This window comes from Nitrospirillum viridazoti CBAmc (assembly GCF_000730165.1).
GTDB classification, from domain to species: domain Bacteria; phylum Pseudomonadota; class Alphaproteobacteria; order Azospirillales; family Azospirillaceae; genus Nitrospirillum; species Nitrospirillum viridazoti.
The window spans coordinates 457,549-474,787 of record NZ_CP022111.1 but is presented as its reverse complement, the minus strand read 5'-3'; the positions used below and the strand labels follow the sequence as shown (position 1 = coordinate 474,787).

Genomic DNA, 17,239 nt, shown 5'->3' with positions numbered 1-17,239 from the left:
TCCCCCCTATTCCGCCGCCTGGGACGGCCGGCCGGACAGCGCCATGAGGCGGGCGCCGCGAACCCAATCCAGCCAGGCCTGCATGCCTTCGCCGGTGCGGGCCGAAACCTTCAGCAGGCGCACCCGGTGATTGACCCTGCGCGCATTGGCCATGGCCAACTCGACGTCGAAGTCGAGATGGGGCAGCAGGTCGGTCTTGTTGATCAGCACCAGGTCGGCGGCGGCGAACATGTCCGGGTATTTCAGGGGCTTGTCCTCCCCCTCCGTCACCGACAGGATCGCCACCTTGTGCGCCTCCCCCAAATCGAAGGCCGCCGGGCAAACCAGGTTGCCGACATTCTCGATGAACAGGACGGAACCGTCGGCAGGATGCAGATGGTCGACGGCGTGGCCCACCATGTGGCCGTCCAGGTGGCAGCCCTTGCCGGTGTTGATCTGAATGGCCGGGGCGCCCGTGGCGCGGATGCGGTCGGCGTCGGCGCTGGTCTGCTGGTCGCCCTCGACGACCGCGCAGGGGAACTCACCCGCCAGCATGTCCAGCGTGCGGCACAGCAGCGCGGTCTTGCCGGACCCGGGGCTGGACACCAGGTTCAGCGCCAGGATGCCGGCCTCGGCGAACCGCGCGCGGTTGGCGGCGGCATAGCCGTTATTCTTGCCCAGGATGTCGGCTTCGAGCTGGATCAGGCGCGCCTGACTCATGCCCGGGACGGCCGTGCCCGCGGGCCCGGCGCCGTAATCCAGCGTCCCACCCGCGCCATGATGATGATCATGGTCATGATGGTGATGGCCGTGGTCGTGGTGATGATCACGCCCATGATCGTGCCCGTGGTCATGATGGTGGTGATCATGTCCATGGGTGTCGGCCTCGATCTTGACCTGGCCCTCGCCGCATCCGCAGACCGTGCACATCACGTCACCTCCAGTTCGCGTATCTTCATCTCTTCCCCGCCCGTCACCTGGATCTGGTGCGAGCCGCAGCGGGGGCATGGGTCGTAGCGCCGGCCGATCGTCACGGTCACGGCGCAGGGCAGGCACCAGGCGGTGCCGGCCGTCTCCACGATATCCAGCCGGGCGTCGGCGGCCACGCTGCCGCGCATGACGACGTCGAAGCCGAAGCGCAGCGCCTCCACCTCCACGCCCGACAGGGCACCGATTTCCAGGCACACCCGTTCCACCCGGCTGAAGTGCTGGGTCCGGGCCTGTTCCTCGATCAGGACGCGGATGTTCTCGCAGATAGCCATCTCATGCATCAGGCCACCTCCACCGCGTAGTCCACACACGGGTCCAGCGCCAACATCATCACCTCGGCCCATCGTGCGCGCTCGGCGGACGGCCAGGCGCATAGCCCCTGGACCTGCCGTTCGGCCCACCCACCCGGCGCGAAGGCGCGATCCGTGGGCGACAGGATACGATAGCGCTCCACCTGTCCAGCCACCACGCCAACCTCATGGACCAGGGTGCCCCGGGCGCAGGGCACCGACGCCATCCCCCGGCCAGGCCCCGTGGATAGGCCGCGCAAAAGGGCGGCATCGCCGGTCCGCAAAGCGTTCAGGCGGGCCGGTACACGGCAAAGATCGATCAGCCGGGCGACATGGCAGGCGATGAGCGAGCCGGCAGGCAGGGCGCGGGACAGGAGGGGGTGGCCGGCATGGCGCGCCGCCAGCGATCCTGGATCCACCTCGCCCGTCGGCATCAGCATCGACGCATCGAACAGGGTGGCAATGAAGCGCGCGGCCACCGTACGGCCAGCCCCAGCCCAGCGGGCCAGTTCGACCGTCGAGGTCATCGCCAGCCACCGTTCGGGCGGCAGGCCGGTCACCGCCTCCCCGATCAGGACCGCGGGGTCATCGGCGGCGGATAGCGCCATGAAGGCGCGCGCGGCGGCCAGATCCGGTGCCTCCCCCAGCAGGCGGGCCCAGTCCAGGCTGATGCGCAGAGCGTGCTCCCGCACCACCTCCGTCCATGTCCGGATTTCACGCGCCACCAGTTCACCGGTGGTGGCTTCCAGGCCCAGCGCCGCTTCCATCGCCAGCTCCGCCGCATGCCCCTGCGCGTTGGCGCAGATGGCGAACAGCGTCCGGACCAGGGATGGCACCCGTTCCGCCGGCACGGCCGCGAGCAGGCTCGCGACATCACCGCGTGGCGCGTAGCTCAGCGCGGCCGTGCCCTCGGCATCGGCCGGAAGCCGCAGAATGATGGCCGGGCGAGTCATGATCCCGCCTGCCATGGTCCCGTCTGGCCCAGGCCGAACAGCGCACGCCGGCTGGGCGACGGCGCCGGTTCCGTCTTGGCGGGCGGGGGAACGGCAGGATTTCCCGCCCAGATCGTGGCCATACCATCGTCATCGGCGTCCGGCTTAGGCGCCGCCATGATTTCCGCAAGGGCGGCGTCCGCCGTCGCCACCGCCGTCTCCTGATCCGCGAAGTCGAACATGGGGGAAAACAAGGAACAGCTCCAATACCCGCCCAGCTCGTCCTCATGCCCCCAGATGCCTTCGTAACTGCCGGACGGCAACGCCAGGGCCGCCTTCTCCCCCACCCGCCGCGGGCCTTCATCCGTCATGGGCAGCAGCAGCAGGTTCATGAACCACGGGGTCACCAGCACGCCCACCCAATGCCCGCCATGGCGGTGCACCCCCCGCATCGCCACCGACAGCGCCGGGTTCATCACCGGAACACCGGCCATGCGCGTCGCCGCGATGCGGGCGAAGGCGGTCTCGATGCGGGCGGAAAGGGCGGGCGCGTCGGTCATTCGTCAGCAATCACCATAAAGCCGGCCTTGGCGCTGTCGCACTCGGGGCAGGTCCAATGTTCCGGCAGGTCCGCGAAGGCCGTGCCGGGCGGCACCTGCCAGTAGGTGTCACCCACCGCCGGGTCGTAGACATGCCAGCAGATCTTGCACTCCAGCTTCGTCCCGGGGCTGATCTTGCTGACATCGCCCCCGAACGATCCGGCGAAGAAATGATCCGTCATCGGTAAATCTCCATGATCTCGCGCAGTCGTTCGGCGGAATCCGCCAAGTCCTCCGCCGCCGCCAGGGCGACCCGCGGGATGGCGCAAATCTCGATGCTGTTGAGAATCAACGTGTCCTGGGAATTGAAGTATTGCGTCCACCAGCAGCCTCGCGTCCCCGTCGACCGGATGCGGCAGTTGCCGTAGCCGCGCGACAGGATGACAAGGCCGCCGCGCCCCAGCGCCTCATCCAGGAATGCCAGGTCCTCCTCGGTATGGGGCAGCAGGGACAGGTTGATGACATGACCGGCCCCGCCGGCCTCCCCGACGCGGGGAATATGCTCATTGATCTCGGCGATCAGCGGCGGCGCGTTGAAGATGTTGGGGCGTGCCGTTTCCGGCAGGACGGCCGCGCCCCTCGCGCCGTTGAAGGCGCGTTCCGCCAGCCCGGCCGGGAAAGGGGCGCAATCGACATAGTCGCGCAGGCGCCGGCCGGCGGCGTTGCTTTCGCGCACCCGCCATACCCCGGCAAGGACGGATTCCTGGGCCTGGACATCGGTTCCGAACATCACCGATACCTCGCCCTCGCCCAGCAACTGGTCCACGAACGCCAGGTTGGCGGCATCCAGGTGGGTCAGGTCCACCTGCTGCGGTCTGGCGCCAGCCACCACGCGGATCAGGGCGGCCAGGATGGCGTCACCCGCCGCCACACCCTGTGGCACGGCCTGGGCCTCGTCCGCCTCCGGCACGTTGGCGGCGGAGAAGATGGCCATGCCGTCGGGCATCACCATGTAGTCCAGCCGGCCGCCGTCGAAATCCCCGGGCTGGCTGCCGGGCCCGACCAGGGCACCGCCATGGGCGTCGTTCATCAGTCTCTCCTCAATGCACAGCGTCGGTGCCGCAGCCGGCGGGCAGGCGGAAGGCAGGGGGAACGCTGGGTTCACGCTCCAGGATTTCCGGGATCTCACGCATATAGTCCGCCCAGTCGCGGATGCCTTCGATGGCGCCCAGATAGTCGCCCAGGCGCAGGAAGACCAGGGCGGGATAGCGGGCGAAGCGGAAGCGCCGCTGCAGCGCGCGCTCGTCCGCCCGTGCGGCGATCAGGGGCACGACGTGGCCGCCCATGGCACCGTCCAGCTCCGGCAGGATGGCGGCGACGTCGTCGCTCTCCGCCACCCGCCAATGGTCGCCGGACAGAAACAGCATCGCCAGCGGCTGCCCGGCGCAGATATCCGCCAGTTCCGCCTCCCCCACCACCCGGTAGTTGCACCGGGCCATGACGGACCGCAGCAGGGGGGAAAAATCGTCGCGCGCATCGCTCATGCTTCAGGCTCCGGAGTGGGATGCAAATGGGCGGGCAGCAAATGGCCGGGCAGTTGAGGTTCACGGCCGATCAGGTCGGCGAAGGCGGCGTCCAGGTCGGCTGGCCGTCCCTGCATGACCGCTTCCAGGGCGCTCAACGCCGCCAGGGACCGCCGGGCGGCCTCAGGGCTCATCACCTCCCGCGCGGCACCCAGAAAGGTCATCAGCCAGGTGCCCGGGGCGACGTCGCCCACCAGGCTGGTGTCGATGGATAGTATCTCCGCGCCGGACCGGCAGCGGGCATGGCCGGCGCCGACCTCCACCACCTGCATGGGAATGCCGATGCACATCAGGCGTCCGTCCCGGGCGCGCCCGTCAGGGGGCGGGCCACCAGGGCCTGCATCTCCACCTCGAAATCCGCAGGTCCCGTCCAGCCGCCGGCGCCCAGCACCCGCGCGTCGCCGCCGCGGAAGGCCGCCGCCTCGTCCGGGCGCTCCGTCTCATAACGTTCCAGCATCATTTCCAGCGATCCGATGCCCTGCTCGGCCGGCAGCGTCACCGGGCGCGGGTTGGCCGTTATGCCGAAGCCCGCCAGATACTCCAGCGCCAGCGCGATGGCCGGCTCAACCTGGGCTTTCACCTCCGGCCGCAGGCTGCCGCCGAAATCCTCCAGCTCAACCGGTTGCACGCCGATCAGCAGCTGGTGGGCGGGGCTGTCGCCCATCATCTCCGCCATGGCCAGCACCTCCTGGAAGCCGGTCTGGTGCAGGGAGATCTTCTTGGCGCCCAGGAACTTCGGCACCTCGGCCCCCTCCACCCGCTTCAGGGTGCCGGGCGGCAGGGCGTAGTCGACAGCGTCGAAGACGACAAGGATGTCGGCCTCACGGATTTCCTGAACCAGGTAGATGCCCTGCGTACCGCCGTCGATCAGGCGGACGTTGGTGGGAAAGGCATAATGGCGGTGCATGTGCTCCACAGCCCGCACGCCGAACCCTTCGTCGGCCCACAGCAGGTTGCCGATGCCCAGCACCAGCACGCGGGGTCCGCTTGCCGTCGTCACTTCCACGCCTCTCACTCCCCTGTCATCCGACGGGCCGGATGTTGGGGGTGGTTCAGCAAGGGGCATGCCAGCGCACCGTTCAGCGCCGAAACGGCTGAAGCTTTGAGGGACGGCGGGCCATCCTTATCCCCTTGCTGGATGGAATCCTTCCAATTGGAAGGAGAACTGGAAGACAATTTTCCAAATGGAAAAGGGGGCCGCGAAGCCCCCTTTCCTGACTGGAAACTTGCCCGGACCTCAGTGTTCGTCGGTGGGGCCGCCATCGCGGAAGGTGCGCCAGCCCGAGAACATCGAGGAGATGATGGACTGCCGGGACATGATGTCCTCCCGCACGGCGGCATAGATGTGGACGATGGCGAAGATCACGATCACCCACATGGCCATGTGGTGCCAGGTGTGAACCGTCTGGCTCTGCCCGAACAGGGGAATGACCCAGCTGGTGAACAGCCGGTGGATCCAGCCCGGCCCCTGGCCCTCGCCATACAGGGCCAGGCCGGTGACGATCATGAACAGCGTGCCCCACACGAACAGGACGTGCATGGACAGGATGGCCAGCGGGTTGTGCCCGCTGTACTTCTTGGGCTCGCGCTCCAGCATGGCATACCAGCGGATCTCATGGATCACGCCCAGCCAGAAGCTTTTGCGCCACACCGGCGGCCGGAAGATTTCGCGGGCGTGGTCATTGCCCACGAAGGACCAGTAGAAGCGGAAGACGAAGCCGACGACCAGGATTTGCCCCGCCGAGAAATGCAGGAAGCGGATCCAGCCGAACAGGAAATGGGCGCTGGGCTCACCATGGATGGACGGCGGGGGTGAGCCGATCAGATAGCCGGTGACGCACAGCACCAGAATGGCGGCGGCATTGGCCCAGTGCCACAAGCGCACCGGCGCCTCATAGACGTAAACCGCCTCTTCCTTGTGTGTCCCCGCCTTATGTGTTCCCAGGGAGGCCTCGCTCATGGCGCGTCCTCCCTTACAGCGCGGCGAGCGCGAGGCCCGCTGCGCCCAGGGTCAGGCCGGAAGCCCAACGCCCCCAGCGGGTGGCCAGCAGGCCGGCGCCCAGGCGCCATCCGGCGGCATGCAGCAGCGCCGACGCCACCATGAAGCCGGCGAAGTAGCCCGGCAGGTGGCCTCCCGCCTCCATGCCATGGGCATAGCCATGCACCGTGGCGAACAGGGCGATAAGGCCCAGGCCCGCGGCGTCGGGCAGCAGGGGGGCCACGATCAGCATCAGGCCCAGCAGGGTCACCGACAGCGCCGCCAGCGTGTCCACCGGGGCGAAGGCGCCCCCGGCCAGGCCGGCCAGCGCACCGACCGCCAGCATGGCCACGAACAGCGCCGGCGCCTGCCAGGCGCGCGCCGCCGGCCGGGTGGCCGCCCACAGGCCGACGGCCACCATGGCGGCCAGGTGATCCAAGCCCGTCAGCGGGTGGACGATGCCGGCGGCGAAGCCCCCGTCATGCCCCGGATGGGCCACGGCCGGGGTGGTGATGAAACCCGCCGCCAGGACAGCCGCCGAGACGCGGGGGACCGATTTCGTGATGAAGGTCTTCATGGGATCAGTCTCCTTTGGTTCAGCGGACTTTGACTTCGGCCAATTCCTGCCCGTCCGGGCCCATGACATGGGTGGAGCAGGCCAGGCAGGGATCAAAGCTGTGCAGGGTGCGCAGGATTTCCACCGGCTCTTCCGCACGGGCCACCTTGGTGTTCATGAGCGACGCCTCGAAGGCGCCGATGTTGCCCTTGTTGTCGCGCGGGCTGCCGTTCCAGGTGGTGGGCACCACGCACTGGTAATTGTCGATCTTGCCGTCCTTGATGCGGATCCAGTGGGCCAGCGCGCCGCGCGGCGCCTCGGTGAAACCCACGCCCTTGACCTCGGACGGCCAGGTCTTGGGATCGAACTTCGCCGTATTGGCAGTGGAGGTGTCGCCCGCCTTGATGGTGGCGATCAGCTTGTCCAGGAAATAGCGCTGCTTGCGCGCCGCCCACTGGGCCTCCAGCGCGCGCGCGGCCGTCCGCCCCAGGGTGGAGAACAGCGCGTCCAGCGGCACGTTCAGCGCCGCCAGGGTCCGGTCGACCTGGTCCTTGATCTCGGCATTGCCCTGCATGTAGCCGACCAGGTAGCGGGCCAGCGGCCCCACCTCCATGGCATGGCCGCGCCAGCGCGGCGCCTTGATCCAGCTGTACTTGGCGCCCTCGTCCAACTGGACGATGTTGGTGCTGGTGCCCTTGGCATTGGGGCCCAACTGGTAATGGGGTTCGGTCACACCGTCCCAGGGATGCAGGCCCTTGCTCTCGTCCGGGTACTTGTACCAGCTGTGGGGCACGAACTCCTGCACCTGCTCGGGATCGGTCAGGTCGACGGGGTGCACCTCCGACAGCTTGCCGTCGATGATGGCGCCGTGGGGCATCAGCAGGTTGCGGGGGCTGTAGTCGTTGGCCCGGTCGGGGATGTCGCCATAGGCCAGCACCGACTTGTTCGACAGGCCGCCGCCGTAGAGCCAGTCCTTGTAGAACCCGCCGATGGCGATGATGTCGGGAATGTAGACGTTCTCCACGAACTCGATGCAGCGATCGGTGATGGAAGAGACGTAGTTCAGCGACGCCATGTTCACCGGCGCGCCGGCCGCCATGTCGCCATCTAGGTTGATGGCGCAGGGAACGCCGCCCACCAGCCAGTTGGGGTGAATATCCTTGCCGCCGAAGATGGTGCGGACGCGCATGATCTCCTTCTGGAAGTCCAGCGCCTCCAGATAATGGGTCACCGCCATCAGGTCGGCCTCGGGCGGCAGCTTGTAGGCCGGGTTGGTCCAATAGCCGTTCTTGAACGGCCCCAGCTGCCCGGACTCCACGAACTTGCGCAGGCGGGTCTGGATATCGCGGAAATAGCCTGGGGAACTGTTGGGGTGGTGGGGCGAGACCGCCTGCTGCAGCTCCGACGTGGCCTTGGGGTCCGCCTTCAGGGCGTTGACCGGGTTCACCCAGTCCAGGGCGTGGAGGTGGTAGAAATGGACCAGATGGTCATGCACCTGCAGCGACAGCTGCATGATGTTGCGGATGCTGTTGGCGTTTTCCGGAATCTGGATGTTCAGGGCGTTTTCCACCGCCCGCACTGAGGTCAGCGCGTGGGTGCCGGTGCAGACGCCGCAGATGCGCTGGGTGAAGGCCCAGGCGTCGCGCGGGTCGCGCCCCTTCAGGATCACCTCCAGCCCGCGCCACATGGTGCCGGTGGACACGGCGTTGCGGATGACGTTGTCGCCGTCGAGGTTGACCTCGCAGCGCATATGGCCCTCGATGCGGGTGACCGGATCGACGACGACGCGCTTGCCGCTGGTGTCGAGCTGGTAGCCGTTGGGTGTCGCAAGCGTGGGCATCAGTCCCGTCCCTCTCTCTTATCGTTGGCACCGCTGTTGGAGCGGGCGCGCTTGACCGCGCTGGCCGCGGCATGCACCGCGGCGGCGGCGCCGACGATGCCGGCGGCCGTGCCGCCGATCTTGTCGGCGTTGGCCTCGATGCCGAAGCCATGGACATCGCTCAGGCGCTCATAGAAGCCGCCCTTGTCCCAGAAGCCGTCTTCGGAACAGCCGATGCAGGGATGGCCGGCCTGGATGGGGAAGCTGAGGCCCCCGTTCCAGCGCACGGTGGAGCAGGCGTTGTAGGTGGTCGGGCCCTTGCAGCCGACCTTGTAAAGGCAGTAGCCGCGGCGCGCGCCCTCATCATCGAAGCTTTCCACGAACTGGCCGGCATCGAAGTGCGGGCGGCGGTAGCATTTGTCGTGGATGCGCTGGGAATAGAACATCTTCGGCCGGCCCTGCATGTCCAGTTCCGGGAAGCGGTCGAAGGTCAGAATATAGGCGATGACCGCCGTCATGACTTCGGCGATGGGCGGACAGCCGGGCACCTTGATGATGGGCTTGGCCGGCAGGCCGGGCACCTTGTGGATGGGCGTCGCCTGGGTGGGATTGGGCCGGGCGGCCTGGACGCAGCCCCAGCTGGCGCAGCTGCCCCAGCTGATGATGGCCTTGCAGTGGTCGGCGGCCTTCTTCAACTGCTCCAGGTACGGCTTTCCGCCGATGATGCAGCTCATCCCCTCCTGGTTCAGCGGCGGGTTGCCCTCGCAGGCCAGGATGAAGTTGCCATCGTACTTCTGGATGGTCTCGTCAATGATGGATTCGGCCTGGAACCCTGCCGCCGCCATGATGGTGTCGTCATAGTCGAGGCTGATCATCGACAGGATGACATCCTTGGCCAGGGGATGGGCCGACCGGATGAAGCTTTCCGAACAGCAGGTGCATTCCAGGCCATGCAGCCACAGCACCGGGATGCGCGGCTTGGTCTCCATGGCGGTTTCGATGGCCTGGGCGTAGGAGGGGCCCAGGCCCAGCGCCGCGGCCGTCAGGCTGCAAAATTTGGTGAAGCTTCGCCGGGTGATGCCCTGCCGGCGCATCACCTCGTAAAACGTCTCGCTCGCCATTCCGGCATTTCCTCCAACGTCCCCGGCGGGGCTGTCTCGCTCCGCATCGGTGACGTTTGGGCAAAAAGCGTGCCAGGCGAAAAATTGAGGGCGCGAAAGGCTTAATGGTATCGGCGCTCCCCTCAGGAGTGGAAAGCACCTTTCCAATTGTAAGGTAACCGCGCATGCGGAAGCGATGGTGTGAACCGGCACCGAAAGGGAGCCCCGAGCTTGCCCGCGCTCCACAGCCTGACAAATCAGCAGAAATTGTATTGAGGACAGGGCCCCGGCCGGCGCCGGTCAGGGCCCTGCTCTTTCCTCTCCCGCCGAACCGGTCGATCTCCATCCCCATTAGGAATTCATAGGGCGCCAGGTCCAGGCCCCGGGCGAGATCTACCATCATCGCAAGGCTGGGATCCCCCCCGCCCTCTTCCGAGGTCGGACAGATAGGGCACGGCCATGCCCACACGGCCCGCAAGCTCCTCGTGCGTCAAGGATTTCGCCTTCCGCTGCTGGCGTAAAAGCCTGCCGAACTGGACCCGGATGTCATCAACCACCGGGGCAAAACACGCGGTTGCAAAGCCCACGCTATGAGGCTCGCGGATGGACGAAGGCGGCGCCCCCCTTTGGGTGCCACCGTTTCGCGTTGCGCGCACTTGACGTCAGCGGATGTTTTATCCCTGGCGGTGGCTTTGATAGGCTGATCGTGCGGCGACCATCGTTGGAACGAGGGGCGGATGGGGAACGGGCGGAACGATCTCGACCAGTCGGTGCCGAACCGGGAAGACTCCCTCCCCACATTGGGAATCTACACGGTCGCCGTTTTATGCCTGACCCTGATATTGTCGTTCATCGATCGCTTCGTGATCAACTTGGTCGTGGACCCCATACGCTCTGACCTGGGGCTGAGCGATGTAGAGGTCAGCTTGCTCCAGGGCGCTGGTTTCGCCCTGATATTCTCCGTGGCCGCCCTGCCCGCCGGACGGCTGGCGGACAGGCTGAACCGACCGAGGCTGATCGCCGCCGGCGTCATTGTCTGGTCCCTCGGCACCATGGCGTGCGGAATTTCGGCAGATTTCTGGAGCTTTTTCGTCGCGCGGATATTCCTGGGCTTCGGCGAGGCGGCGCTGATACCGGCGGCGTCCTCACTCCTCATCGACGGCTTCTCAGCGGCGCGCCGTGGCACTGCTCTCGGAATATTCTCGCTCGGTTCGACAAGCGGAAGCGGCATCGCGTTGATCGTGGGTGGTGCGGTGCTTGGCTATCTCCAGACGAGCACAGTCGCGGCCTTGCCGATCATCGCTTCACTGGCGCCCTGGCGCCAATTGATGATCCTCATGGGACTCCCCGGCTTCTTCTTTGTGCCGTTGTTGTTGCTCATCCGGGAACCGGCTCACGGCGACCGGCCCACCCCACCTGCCCTGCCCCTGTTCCTGCGCAATCTGCGGGCCGAGCGCGGCCTGGTGCCGCGCCTCTGCCTTGCGAAAGGGGTAATGAGCCTGGGCGACTACGGCATGGCGGCATGGTTGCCGACCCTGCTCATGCGGCACTACGCCGAGACACCTGTCACGGCGGGTGCCACCATCGGTATCGCGACCGCACTGCCCGGCATGATCGGTTCGATTGCCGGCGGGATGCTGGTCGATTGGAGCGCACGGCGGCACGGCGTCTCGACACGCGCCAATCTCATCCTGGGAAGTTACGGGGCCGCGCTGTGTGGTGCCGTCCTGATCGGCCTTGGTTCTTCAAGCCTCCAGATAGGCCTCGCGTTTGCGATATGGGTTGCCGGTTCAGTGAGCGGTTCCGTCGTTGGCCGCGTCACGATGCAAGAACATGTTCCAGGCAACATGCGGGCGACGACGGTGGCGTTGTCGATCACGACCACGGCGCTCATCGGCATAGCAGTGGGGCCGACCCTGGTGCCGGGCATCGCGGGGCTGATGCCTGGCGTGGGCAACGCCCTTCAATATGCCATGGTGGCGGTCGGGATTGTTTCCGTGGTGCCGGCCTTGCTTTTGATCGCGCGGCCGGCTTCGACCAATTCGGCGGCATCCGCGACAGAAAATTAAAAATGTTGCGGTGATGGGTCGTTCATGCCGTCTGAGCACGGGCTGACATGAGCGCCGCATGCGCGGCGGCGATATCCGTGCTGCCGCCGCTGTCGCAGCGGTCGCAGATGTCCTTCAACTCCGCCAGGGGCTGCGCGGGGTCGCCGATCTCCGTCGCAAGTCTGACGCGGCTTGTCGCCGCGCGTAGCGCGAAGCCGAGAGCGCCCATCTTACGACCCAGGTCCGTCGCCTTCTGAAGGTGCCGCATCGCGCCGTCCGCATCCCCGTCCCGCCAGCACATCAGGCCTAGAAGATGCAGAAACTCGGCGTCGCACCATCGGTCCCCGCGCTGCCGGCAATAGGTCAGGCCGTCATCGATGCTCTCTCTGGCAACCGCGACCTGATCGTGCGAAAGCGCCGCATGGGCGAGCATTATATACCGCAAGGGCAAATGGATAAGGTGGTTGCACGCGCGAATGTTGGCGATTGCGTTCCTCAGCCGCTGGACCGCCTCCTGATCCCCGCGTGCGGCATCGATCGCCGCCTGATGAAAGTGGGCAAATGGCTGCCACGTTTCAATCTGGCGCGTCTTCAGGCGCTCGAACAGCATGGTCGCCCGCGTCTGCGCCAACTCAATCCGGCCGCATAACAAGGCTATAGGTGTGGCGGCGAGGGCGAGCGAATGCGCGCAGGATAGGTCGTGGTCCAAAGCCAGCGCGGCGTTGAGCGCTTCCTCCGCAACGTCAAGTGAACGCCGATGCTGGCCGACGACCCACATGGACAATGAAAGGTGATTCCTGAAATTGACGAACCTGTCGATCTGGAAACGCGAGGTCTGGCCTCGGTTGCCGAAAGTCGCATGCTCGCGCGCCAAGCGCTCAAGACCCGCATGCCCGGACTTGATATTCCCCTGGTAGAATTCGCACATGAGCAACTGCCGGTCGGCATTGGGGGCCGCGGAATAATCGTCCACGATTGCCATGAAGCGGCGAAGGTCGACTATCGTCTCCACCGCCCGTTGATAAAAGCCCATGGCGCACTGGACATTCGCCAGGCCGACCTTGGTGCGAAGGCAGTGCTCCACGCTTCCCGCTTCCAGAGCGAGCTCGTAACCCCTAATCCAGGTTGCTTCGAGTTCCTCACCGAACGGATAGCGGTAGCAGAGATTCCAGCCGTGCGCCGCCACCAGCTTCATACGCAGCAGCAGATGGTCACCGGACAGCCCGTCCAGCACGGACAGCGCCTTTTCGACGCGCGACCCGCTTTCCATCATCGTGGAGAATTCCACCCAGAACGGCAGGGCAGCGACGGTCAGCCTCACCCCAAGTTCGGCTTGCCCTTCCGTGCCATAGGCCCAATCGATCATGCGGCGAAGGTCGGCGCTCCATCCGCCATAAAGCGCGGTCCAGTCTTCACGCGGCCGCCATGTCCAGTCCGCCTCCGCCCTTTCGAACAGCGCCAGGATGAAGCGGCCATAAGCGGTCATCGCGGCCTGTTGCTCCCCCCGCTCGATCAGCCGTTCGCTGGCGAAGGTTCGGGTGCTGTCGAGCAAGCGGTAACGGCGACGCCTGCCGGCATAGCTGACCGACACCATGGATTTGACCGCCAAGGCCTCCAGCCAGGCGATGATGTCTTCGTCGTTCGCCAGATGACCGAAAGCGTCGATGACATCGTCAAGCGCGAACGTGCCGCCGAAAACGGAAAGGTGGCGCAGCAGCCGGGCCTCATTCCCGGACAGCAGGCCGTAGCTCCAGTTGAGCGTTGCCGCCAGCGTCCTGTGCCGGGACGCGCCATCGCCGGGCCAGGCCAGCGGTTCGAAGTCATGTTCCAGCATTCGCAGCAGAACCGTAGGACCATGGGCCGGCAATTGCGGTGCCGCCAGTTCGATCGCCAGTGCGATGCCATCGAGACGGCGGCTGAGTGCGGCGAGCGCGGGGACATCCGCGTTCTTCAGCCGGTAGCCGTGCGCCCCGGCGCGTCGAACCAGCAATTCGATCGCCGAATAGGCCATCGCCGACCCCGCATCCAGAACCGCCTCCTCGGGCGGGCACCGAAGGGGGGGAAGCCGATGGACCGTCTCGAGCCTGCACCTGAGCGGCTCGCGACTGGTTGCGATGACATTCAGCCGGTGCAACGCGTGGTTCAGATGGTCCGTTATGCCGGCCACGGTTGCCAGGACGTGCTCGCAATTGTCGAGGACCAGAAGCCGATCCTGGTCGCGTAACGCGTCAACCAGGCCATCCAGCGCATCGATCGGCCTGCTGTCGATCCCCAGCGCACGGGCGATGGCCAGGGTGACAAGCTGTCCGTTCCCGATCGCGGCCAAGTCGACGAAGCACACGGCTTGCCCCCCGGCATCGCCGATGTGCCTTGCGGCCGCGATGGCGATGCTCGTCTTGCCGACGCCGGCGGGGCCGACGATCGTGAGCAGCCGCGTCTGGCACATCGCCTCGACGATCTCCGTCAGCGCGCCGGCGCGCCCGACCAAGGGCTTTGCCGGCGGCAGCGCCCCGTCGATCTCCTTGATCGACGGGGGCAGCGCCGGCTCCCGCGGCCCGAGCACCGACAGCGGGGCGACGAAGCGATACCCCCGGCCCGGAACGGTCGCTATGCAGGGGACATCGATGCCGTTGGCCCGCAATGCACGGCGCAGGGCGGCGATGTTGACCTTGAGATTGCTCTCCACGACGAACAGGTTGGGCCATGCCGCATGGAGGAGTTCATCCTTGTCGACGACCTCTCCTGGCCGGCGCACCAGCGCGTGAAGCAAATCCATGGCGCGCGATCCGACGCGGACCGGGACATCGCCGCACAGCAGGGACTGCCGGGCTGGCGTGAAGCGGCAGTTGGCGAAGCAATAGGTCGTGGCATCGATCGCTTCGGCCCCCTCCACCGCTCCTCCCTTTCCACGGCCGTAGGTGTGAAGGCGCCGCGATGCGCCGCAGGCGCGCCCTGAAGATGGCGGTGCACCGATCCTATAACGCGGTTTGACTTTTTTTAACCAACCATGTGGCCACCGCAATGATATCAAAAAGACGGGCTGACAAGGCGAAGATGATCCCGCCGAGGGCACACCCAAGACCACCCACATTGAGCAGACTCACGCCTCCGGTGGCAGTTGCGGGCATGGCTGGTGGCGCCCGGACTCGGATTGATCGGGGACTATCGGATTGAGGGATACAGGGCATGCCCCGCGCGCTCAGCACACTGACCCTGTCAGACGCCAGGCGGATGCTTGAGGCGGGTGAAGCAAAGGCGGCTGGCCTTGGCATTCCCTACAATATCGCCGTGGTCGATGCGGGTGGCGCGCTGATCGCGTTCGCACGCCAGGATGGCGCGCTGGAAGGAAGCATCGATCTCGCCATCGGCAAGGCGAAAACGGCGCGGATTTTCGACAAGACGACCGAATATCTCGCTGAACTTGCGCAGCCTGGCGCGCCCTTGTTCGGGATAGGGCAGAGCAACGGCGGCCATGTCGTGATCTTCGGCGGCGGCGTGCCGGTCATGATCGACGACCAGATCGTCGGTGCCGTCGGCGCCAGCGCCGGCTCGGTGGAGCAGGACATTGCGGTCGCCGAGGCGGCGGCCGCCGCGATTTCATCAATCCAGCATCGTGAAGGAGGCCAGAGATGAAAGCTGCGCGCATTCTTGAATACAAGAAGCCCCTCGTCCTCGAGGATATCGCGGTTCCGGACATCCAACCTGATGAGGTGCTGGTGAAGGTCGCGGCCTGCGGCATGTGCCGGTCGGACGTGCTGCTGATCGACGGCTTCTTCCAAGGCTATGGCGACATTCCGCCACCGGTCATTCCCGGGCATGAAATCACCGGCACGATCGAGAAGATCGGCGGCGTGGTGCCCAAGGCCGCAGGCATTGAGGAAGGAGACCATGTCGTCGTCTCGCCAGGCTGGGGCGATGGTGTCTGCAAGCATTGCCAGGTTGGCGACACCCACATCTGTCCCAATGTCCGGTGGCCCGGCTTTGGGCCGTATGGCGGCTTCGCCGAATATATTCCGGTGCCCGCCCGCTATGTGATCAAGGTCGCCAAGCACCTGAAGTTCGAGCAGCTGGCACCGCTGACCGACGCCGGGTTGACGCCGTATCGCGGCCTCAAGAAGATCCGGGACGCCGGGGGGCTGGGGCCCGATCGGGTGATCGGTGTGTTCGGCATCGGTGGCCTCGGCGCCTATGCCGTCCAATATGCCAAGCTGCTGGGCGCGGGCGGTCCCGTCGTCGCCGTCGCCCGCAATGAGGAGAAACTGCAGGTCGCGAGGAAATATGGCGCCGACCATATCATCGCGATCGAGGGCAAATCCTCCGAGGACGTGGGCAAAGAGCTCAAGAAGGCGACCGGGCAGGACAAGTTCGATGCGATCATCGACTGCGCCGGCGCGACCGAGATGATGCGGCTCGCCTTCTCCCGGCTGGGGATCAGCGGCCATTATGCCGACGTCGGCTTCATCGGCGACCGGATCGACATCCCGCTGTTCCCGCGCGTGTCCGGCGAGCAGACCTTTCACGGATCCTTCTGGGGGAACAACGCCGACCTGACCGAGGTCATGGCGCTCGCCGCGGAGGGCAAGATCCAGCACACGATCAAGACGATCTCGTTCGGCGATATCAACGAATACGTCGATCTCATGCGGGACAATAAGATTGTCGGGCGGGCGGTCGTCACATTCTGAAGTCATGAATCGCAAGAATGAAATTAAACCCAGGTTTGGGAGAAAACCCGTGACCCAGCATGTCCTGTTCATCGTCACCAACGCGGCTGTAATCGGCCCCCACAGCCGCAAGACCGGCTTTTTTTTCGCGGAGATCGCCCATCCGTTCGACGTGCTCGACACCGCCGGCATCGCGGTGGAGTTCGCCTCGCCCGCCGGCGGATGGACGCCTTATGACGCGTATGACGACAACGACCCCGCCCAGAAGGCGTTCTTCGAGAGCAAAGCCTTCCGGCGGCTGAATCGCAGCCGTAGGCTTTCCGAGGTGGATGCCGCCGACTACGACGCCATTCTCGTGCCCGGCGGCCTCGGGCCCATGGTCGACATTCAGCGCAATGCGGACGTCCAGCGGGCGATCGTGCGCGCCTGGACGACCGGCAAGCTCGTGACCGCCGTTTGCCACGGGCCCTGCGCGCTGCTCGGTGTCGACCTCGGGGACGGCACGCCGTTCGTGCACGGCAAGAAGCTCACCTCCTTCTCGAAGAAGGAAGAATATGACTATGCGCGCGAGGACGTGCCCTACGAACTCGAGGATGCGCTGAGGGCCGAGGGTGCCGAATATTCCTCCGCCGCGAATTGGCAACCGCATGTCGTCGTCGATGGACGCCTCATCACCGGCCAGAATCCCGCCTCGGCGGGCGAACTTGGAAAGAAGCTGCTCGCCGCTCTCCGAGACGTCGCCGCTCCGGCGTGAGGCGAGG

At 66.0% G+C, this 17,239-nt stretch carries 19 protein-coding genes; 4 read left to right on the top strand and 15 right to left on the bottom strand.

Annotation, left to right across the window (positions count from 1 at the left end; translation table 11 throughout):
* Positions 1-6: 6 nt before the first annotated feature.
* The 14 genes from hypB to Y958_RS33030 all read right to left on the bottom strand — a co-directional run bounded on the left by hypB (position 7) and on the right by Y958_RS33030 (position 10,323).
* Positions 7-909: a hydrogenase nickel incorporation protein HypB gene (gene hypB, locus Y958_RS15570; protein ID WP_088872956.1), complete on the bottom strand. Its 903-nt coding sequence runs from the start codon at positions 907-909 to the stop codon at positions 7-9.
* Positions 909-1,250 (bottom strand): hydrogenase maturation nickel metallochaperone HypA, encoded by a 342-nt coding sequence (gene hypA / locus Y958_RS15565; RefSeq protein WP_088872955.1) that lies wholly within the window; start codon positions 1,248-1,250, stop codon positions 909-911. Before hypA ends, hypB begins: the two co-directional genes overlap by 1 nt.
* Entirely contained in the window at positions 1,250-2,212 is a 963-nt protein-coding gene (locus Y958_RS15560; RefSeq protein WP_088872954.1) for a hypothetical protein, read from the bottom strand. The genes hypA and Y958_RS15560 overlap by 1 nt, the downstream gene beginning before the upstream one ends.
* Positions 2,209-2,751 carry a [NiFe]-hydrogenase assembly chaperone HybE gene (gene hybE / locus Y958_RS15555; protein WP_088872953.1) on the bottom strand — a complete coding sequence of 181 codons (543 nt, stop codon included), beginning with the start codon at positions 2,749-2,751 and terminating at the stop codon, positions 2,209-2,211. The genes Y958_RS15560 and hybE overlap by 4 nt, the downstream gene beginning before the upstream one ends.
* Positions 2,748-2,972, bottom strand: a complete 225-nt coding sequence (locus Y958_RS15550) for a rubredoxin (RefSeq protein ID WP_088872952.1) — start codon at positions 2,970-2,972, stop codon at positions 2,748-2,750. Before Y958_RS15550 ends, hybE begins: the two co-directional genes overlap by 4 nt.
* Entirely contained in the window at positions 2,969-3,820 is an 852-nt protein-coding gene (locus Y958_RS15545) for a hydrogenase expression/formation protein (protein WP_088872951.1), read from the bottom strand. The genes Y958_RS15550 and Y958_RS15545 overlap by 4 nt, the downstream gene beginning before the upstream one ends.
* Before the next feature lie 10 nt (positions 3,821-3,830).
* Complete coding sequence (locus tag Y958_RS15540) at positions 3,831-4,274, bottom strand: thioredoxin domain-containing protein (RefSeq protein WP_088872950.1); 444 nt, start codon at positions 4,272-4,274, stop codon at positions 3,831-3,833.
* Positions 4,271-4,603 carry a HypC/HybG/HupF family hydrogenase formation chaperone gene (locus tag Y958_RS15535; RefSeq protein WP_088872949.1) on the bottom strand — a complete coding sequence of 111 codons (333 nt, stop codon included), beginning with the start codon at positions 4,601-4,603 and terminating at the stop codon, positions 4,271-4,273. The genes Y958_RS15540 and Y958_RS15535 overlap by 4 nt, the downstream gene beginning before the upstream one ends.
* Positions 4,603-5,319: a HyaD/HybD family hydrogenase maturation endopeptidase gene (locus tag Y958_RS15530; protein WP_244909533.1), complete on the bottom strand. Its 717-nt coding sequence runs from the start codon at positions 5,317-5,319 to the stop codon at positions 4,603-4,605. Before Y958_RS15530 ends, Y958_RS15535 begins: the two co-directional genes overlap by 1 nt.
* A gap of 231 nt (positions 5,320-5,550) precedes the next feature.
* Positions 5,551-6,273: a Ni/Fe-hydrogenase, b-type cytochrome subunit gene (cybH, locus tag Y958_RS15525; RefSeq protein WP_088872948.1), complete on the bottom strand. Its 723-nt coding sequence runs from the start codon at positions 6,271-6,273 to the stop codon at positions 5,551-5,553.
* Positions 6,274-6,286: 13 nt separating this feature from the next.
* On the bottom strand, positions 6,287-6,868 hold the full coding sequence (locus tag Y958_RS15520) for a HupE/UreJ family protein (RefSeq protein WP_088872947.1): 582 nt from the start codon (positions 6,866-6,868) through the stop codon (positions 6,287-6,289).
* Between the two features lie 19 nt (positions 6,869-6,887).
* Positions 6,888-8,687, bottom strand: coding sequence for a nickel-dependent hydrogenase large subunit (locus Y958_RS15515; RefSeq protein ID WP_004274657.1), 1,800 nt, complete (start codon positions 8,685-8,687; stop codon positions 6,888-6,890).
* Positions 8,687-9,787: a hydrogenase small subunit gene (locus Y958_RS15510; protein WP_088872946.1), complete on the bottom strand. Its 1,101-nt coding sequence runs from the start codon at positions 9,785-9,787 to the stop codon at positions 8,687-8,689. The genes Y958_RS15515 and Y958_RS15510 overlap by 1 nt, the downstream gene beginning before the upstream one ends.
* A 338-nt stretch (positions 9,788-10,125) precedes the next feature.
* A complete protein-coding gene (locus Y958_RS33030; protein ID WP_425600687.1) occupies positions 10,126-10,323 on the bottom strand; it encodes a helix-turn-helix domain-containing protein in 198 nt (65 codons plus the stop codon).
* 180 nt (positions 10,324-10,503) lie between these two features.
* On the opposite strand from Y958_RS33030, the gene Y958_RS15500 reads away from it, so the two are divergent.
* The gene (locus Y958_RS15500; RefSeq protein ID WP_186291422.1) at positions 10,504-11,835 is read left to right on the top strand and encodes an MFS transporter; all 1,332 of its coding nucleotides are present in this window, start codon (positions 10,504-10,506) and stop codon (positions 11,833-11,835) included.
* A 22-nt stretch (positions 11,836-11,857) separates the two neighbouring features.
* On the opposite strand, the gene Y958_RS15495 is transcribed toward Y958_RS15500, so the two are convergent.
* Positions 11,858-14,707 carry an ATP-binding protein gene (locus Y958_RS15495; RefSeq protein WP_088872944.1) on the bottom strand — a complete coding sequence of 950 codons (2,850 nt, stop codon included), beginning with the start codon at positions 14,705-14,707 and terminating at the stop codon, positions 11,858-11,860.
* Between the two features lie 293 nt (positions 14,708-15,000).
* Between Y958_RS15495 and Y958_RS15490 the strand changes: the two genes are divergently transcribed.
* Genes Y958_RS15490 through Y958_RS15480 form a run of 3 tightly spaced genes read left to right on the top strand, consistent with a single transcriptional unit; the run spans position 15,001 to position 17,232 of the window.
* Entirely contained in the window at positions 15,001-15,447 is a 447-nt protein-coding gene (locus tag Y958_RS15490; protein ID WP_088872943.1) for a GlcG/HbpS family heme-binding protein, read from the top strand.
* Positions 15,444-16,499 (top strand): NAD(P)-dependent alcohol dehydrogenase, encoded by a 1,056-nt coding sequence (locus Y958_RS15485; protein ID WP_088872942.1) that lies wholly within the window; start codon positions 15,444-15,446, stop codon positions 16,497-16,499. The genes Y958_RS15490 and Y958_RS15485 overlap by 4 nt, the downstream gene beginning before the upstream one ends.
* Before the next feature lie 49 nt (positions 16,500-16,548).
* Entirely contained in the window at positions 16,549-17,232 is a 684-nt protein-coding gene (locus tag Y958_RS15480) for a type 1 glutamine amidotransferase domain-containing protein (protein WP_088872941.1), read from the top strand.
* Positions 17,233-17,239 lie beyond the last annotated feature (7 nt).

Bases quoted from the DNA above. Each gene is read 5' to 3' on its own strand.
- hypB (WP_088872956.1), bottom strand. From the start codon at position 909: ATGTGCACGGTCTGCGGATGCGGCGAGGGCCAGGTCAAGATCGAGGCC.
- hypA (WP_088872955.1), bottom strand. From the start codon at position 1,250: ATGCATGAGATGGCTATCTGCGAGAACATCCGCGTCCTGATCGAGGAA.
- Y958_RS15560 (WP_088872954.1), bottom strand. From the start codon at position 2,212: ATGACTCGCCCGGCCATCATTCTGCGGCTTCCGGCCGATGCCGAGGGC.
- hybE (WP_088872953.1), bottom strand. From the start codon at position 2,751: ATGACCGACGCGCCCGCCCTTTCCGCCCGCATCGAGACCGCCTTCGCC.
- Y958_RS15550 (WP_088872952.1), bottom strand. From the start codon at position 2,972: ATGACGGATCATTTCTTCGCCGGATCGTTCGGGGGCGATGTCAGCAAG.
- Y958_RS15545 (WP_088872951.1), bottom strand. From the start codon at position 3,820: ATGAACGACGCCCATGGCGGTGCCCTGGTCGGGCCCGGCAGCCAGCCC.
- Y958_RS15540 (WP_088872950.1), bottom strand. From the start codon at position 4,274: ATGAGCGATGCGCGCGACGATTTTTCCCCCCTGCTGCGGTCCGTCATG.
- Y958_RS15535 (WP_088872949.1), bottom strand. From the start codon at position 4,603: ATGTGCATCGGCATTCCCATGCAGGTGGTGGAGGTCGGCGCCGGCCAT.
- cybH (WP_088872948.1), bottom strand. From the start codon at position 6,273: ATGAGCGAGGCCTCCCTGGGAACACATAAGGCGGGGACACACAAGGAA.
- Y958_RS15520 (WP_088872947.1), bottom strand. From the start codon at position 6,868: ATGAAGACCTTCATCACGAAATCGGTCCCCCGCGTCTCGGCGGCTGTC.
- Y958_RS15515 (WP_004274657.1), bottom strand. From the start codon at position 8,687: ATGCCCACGCTTGCGACACCCAACGGCTACCAGCTCGACACCAGCGGC.
- Y958_RS15510 (WP_088872946.1), bottom strand. From the start codon at position 9,787: ATGGCGAGCGAGACGTTTTACGAGGTGATGCGCCGGCAGGGCATCACC.
- Y958_RS15500 (WP_186291422.1), top strand. From the start codon at position 10,504: ATGGGGAACGGGCGGAACGATCTCGACCAGTCGGTGCCGAACCGGGAA.
- Y958_RS15490 (WP_088872943.1), top strand. From the start codon at position 15,001: ATGCCCCGCGCGCTCAGCACACTGACCCTGTCAGACGCCAGGCGGATG.
- Y958_RS15485 (WP_088872942.1), top strand. From the start codon at position 15,444: ATGAAAGCTGCGCGCATTCTTGAATACAAGAAGCCCCTCGTCCTCGAG.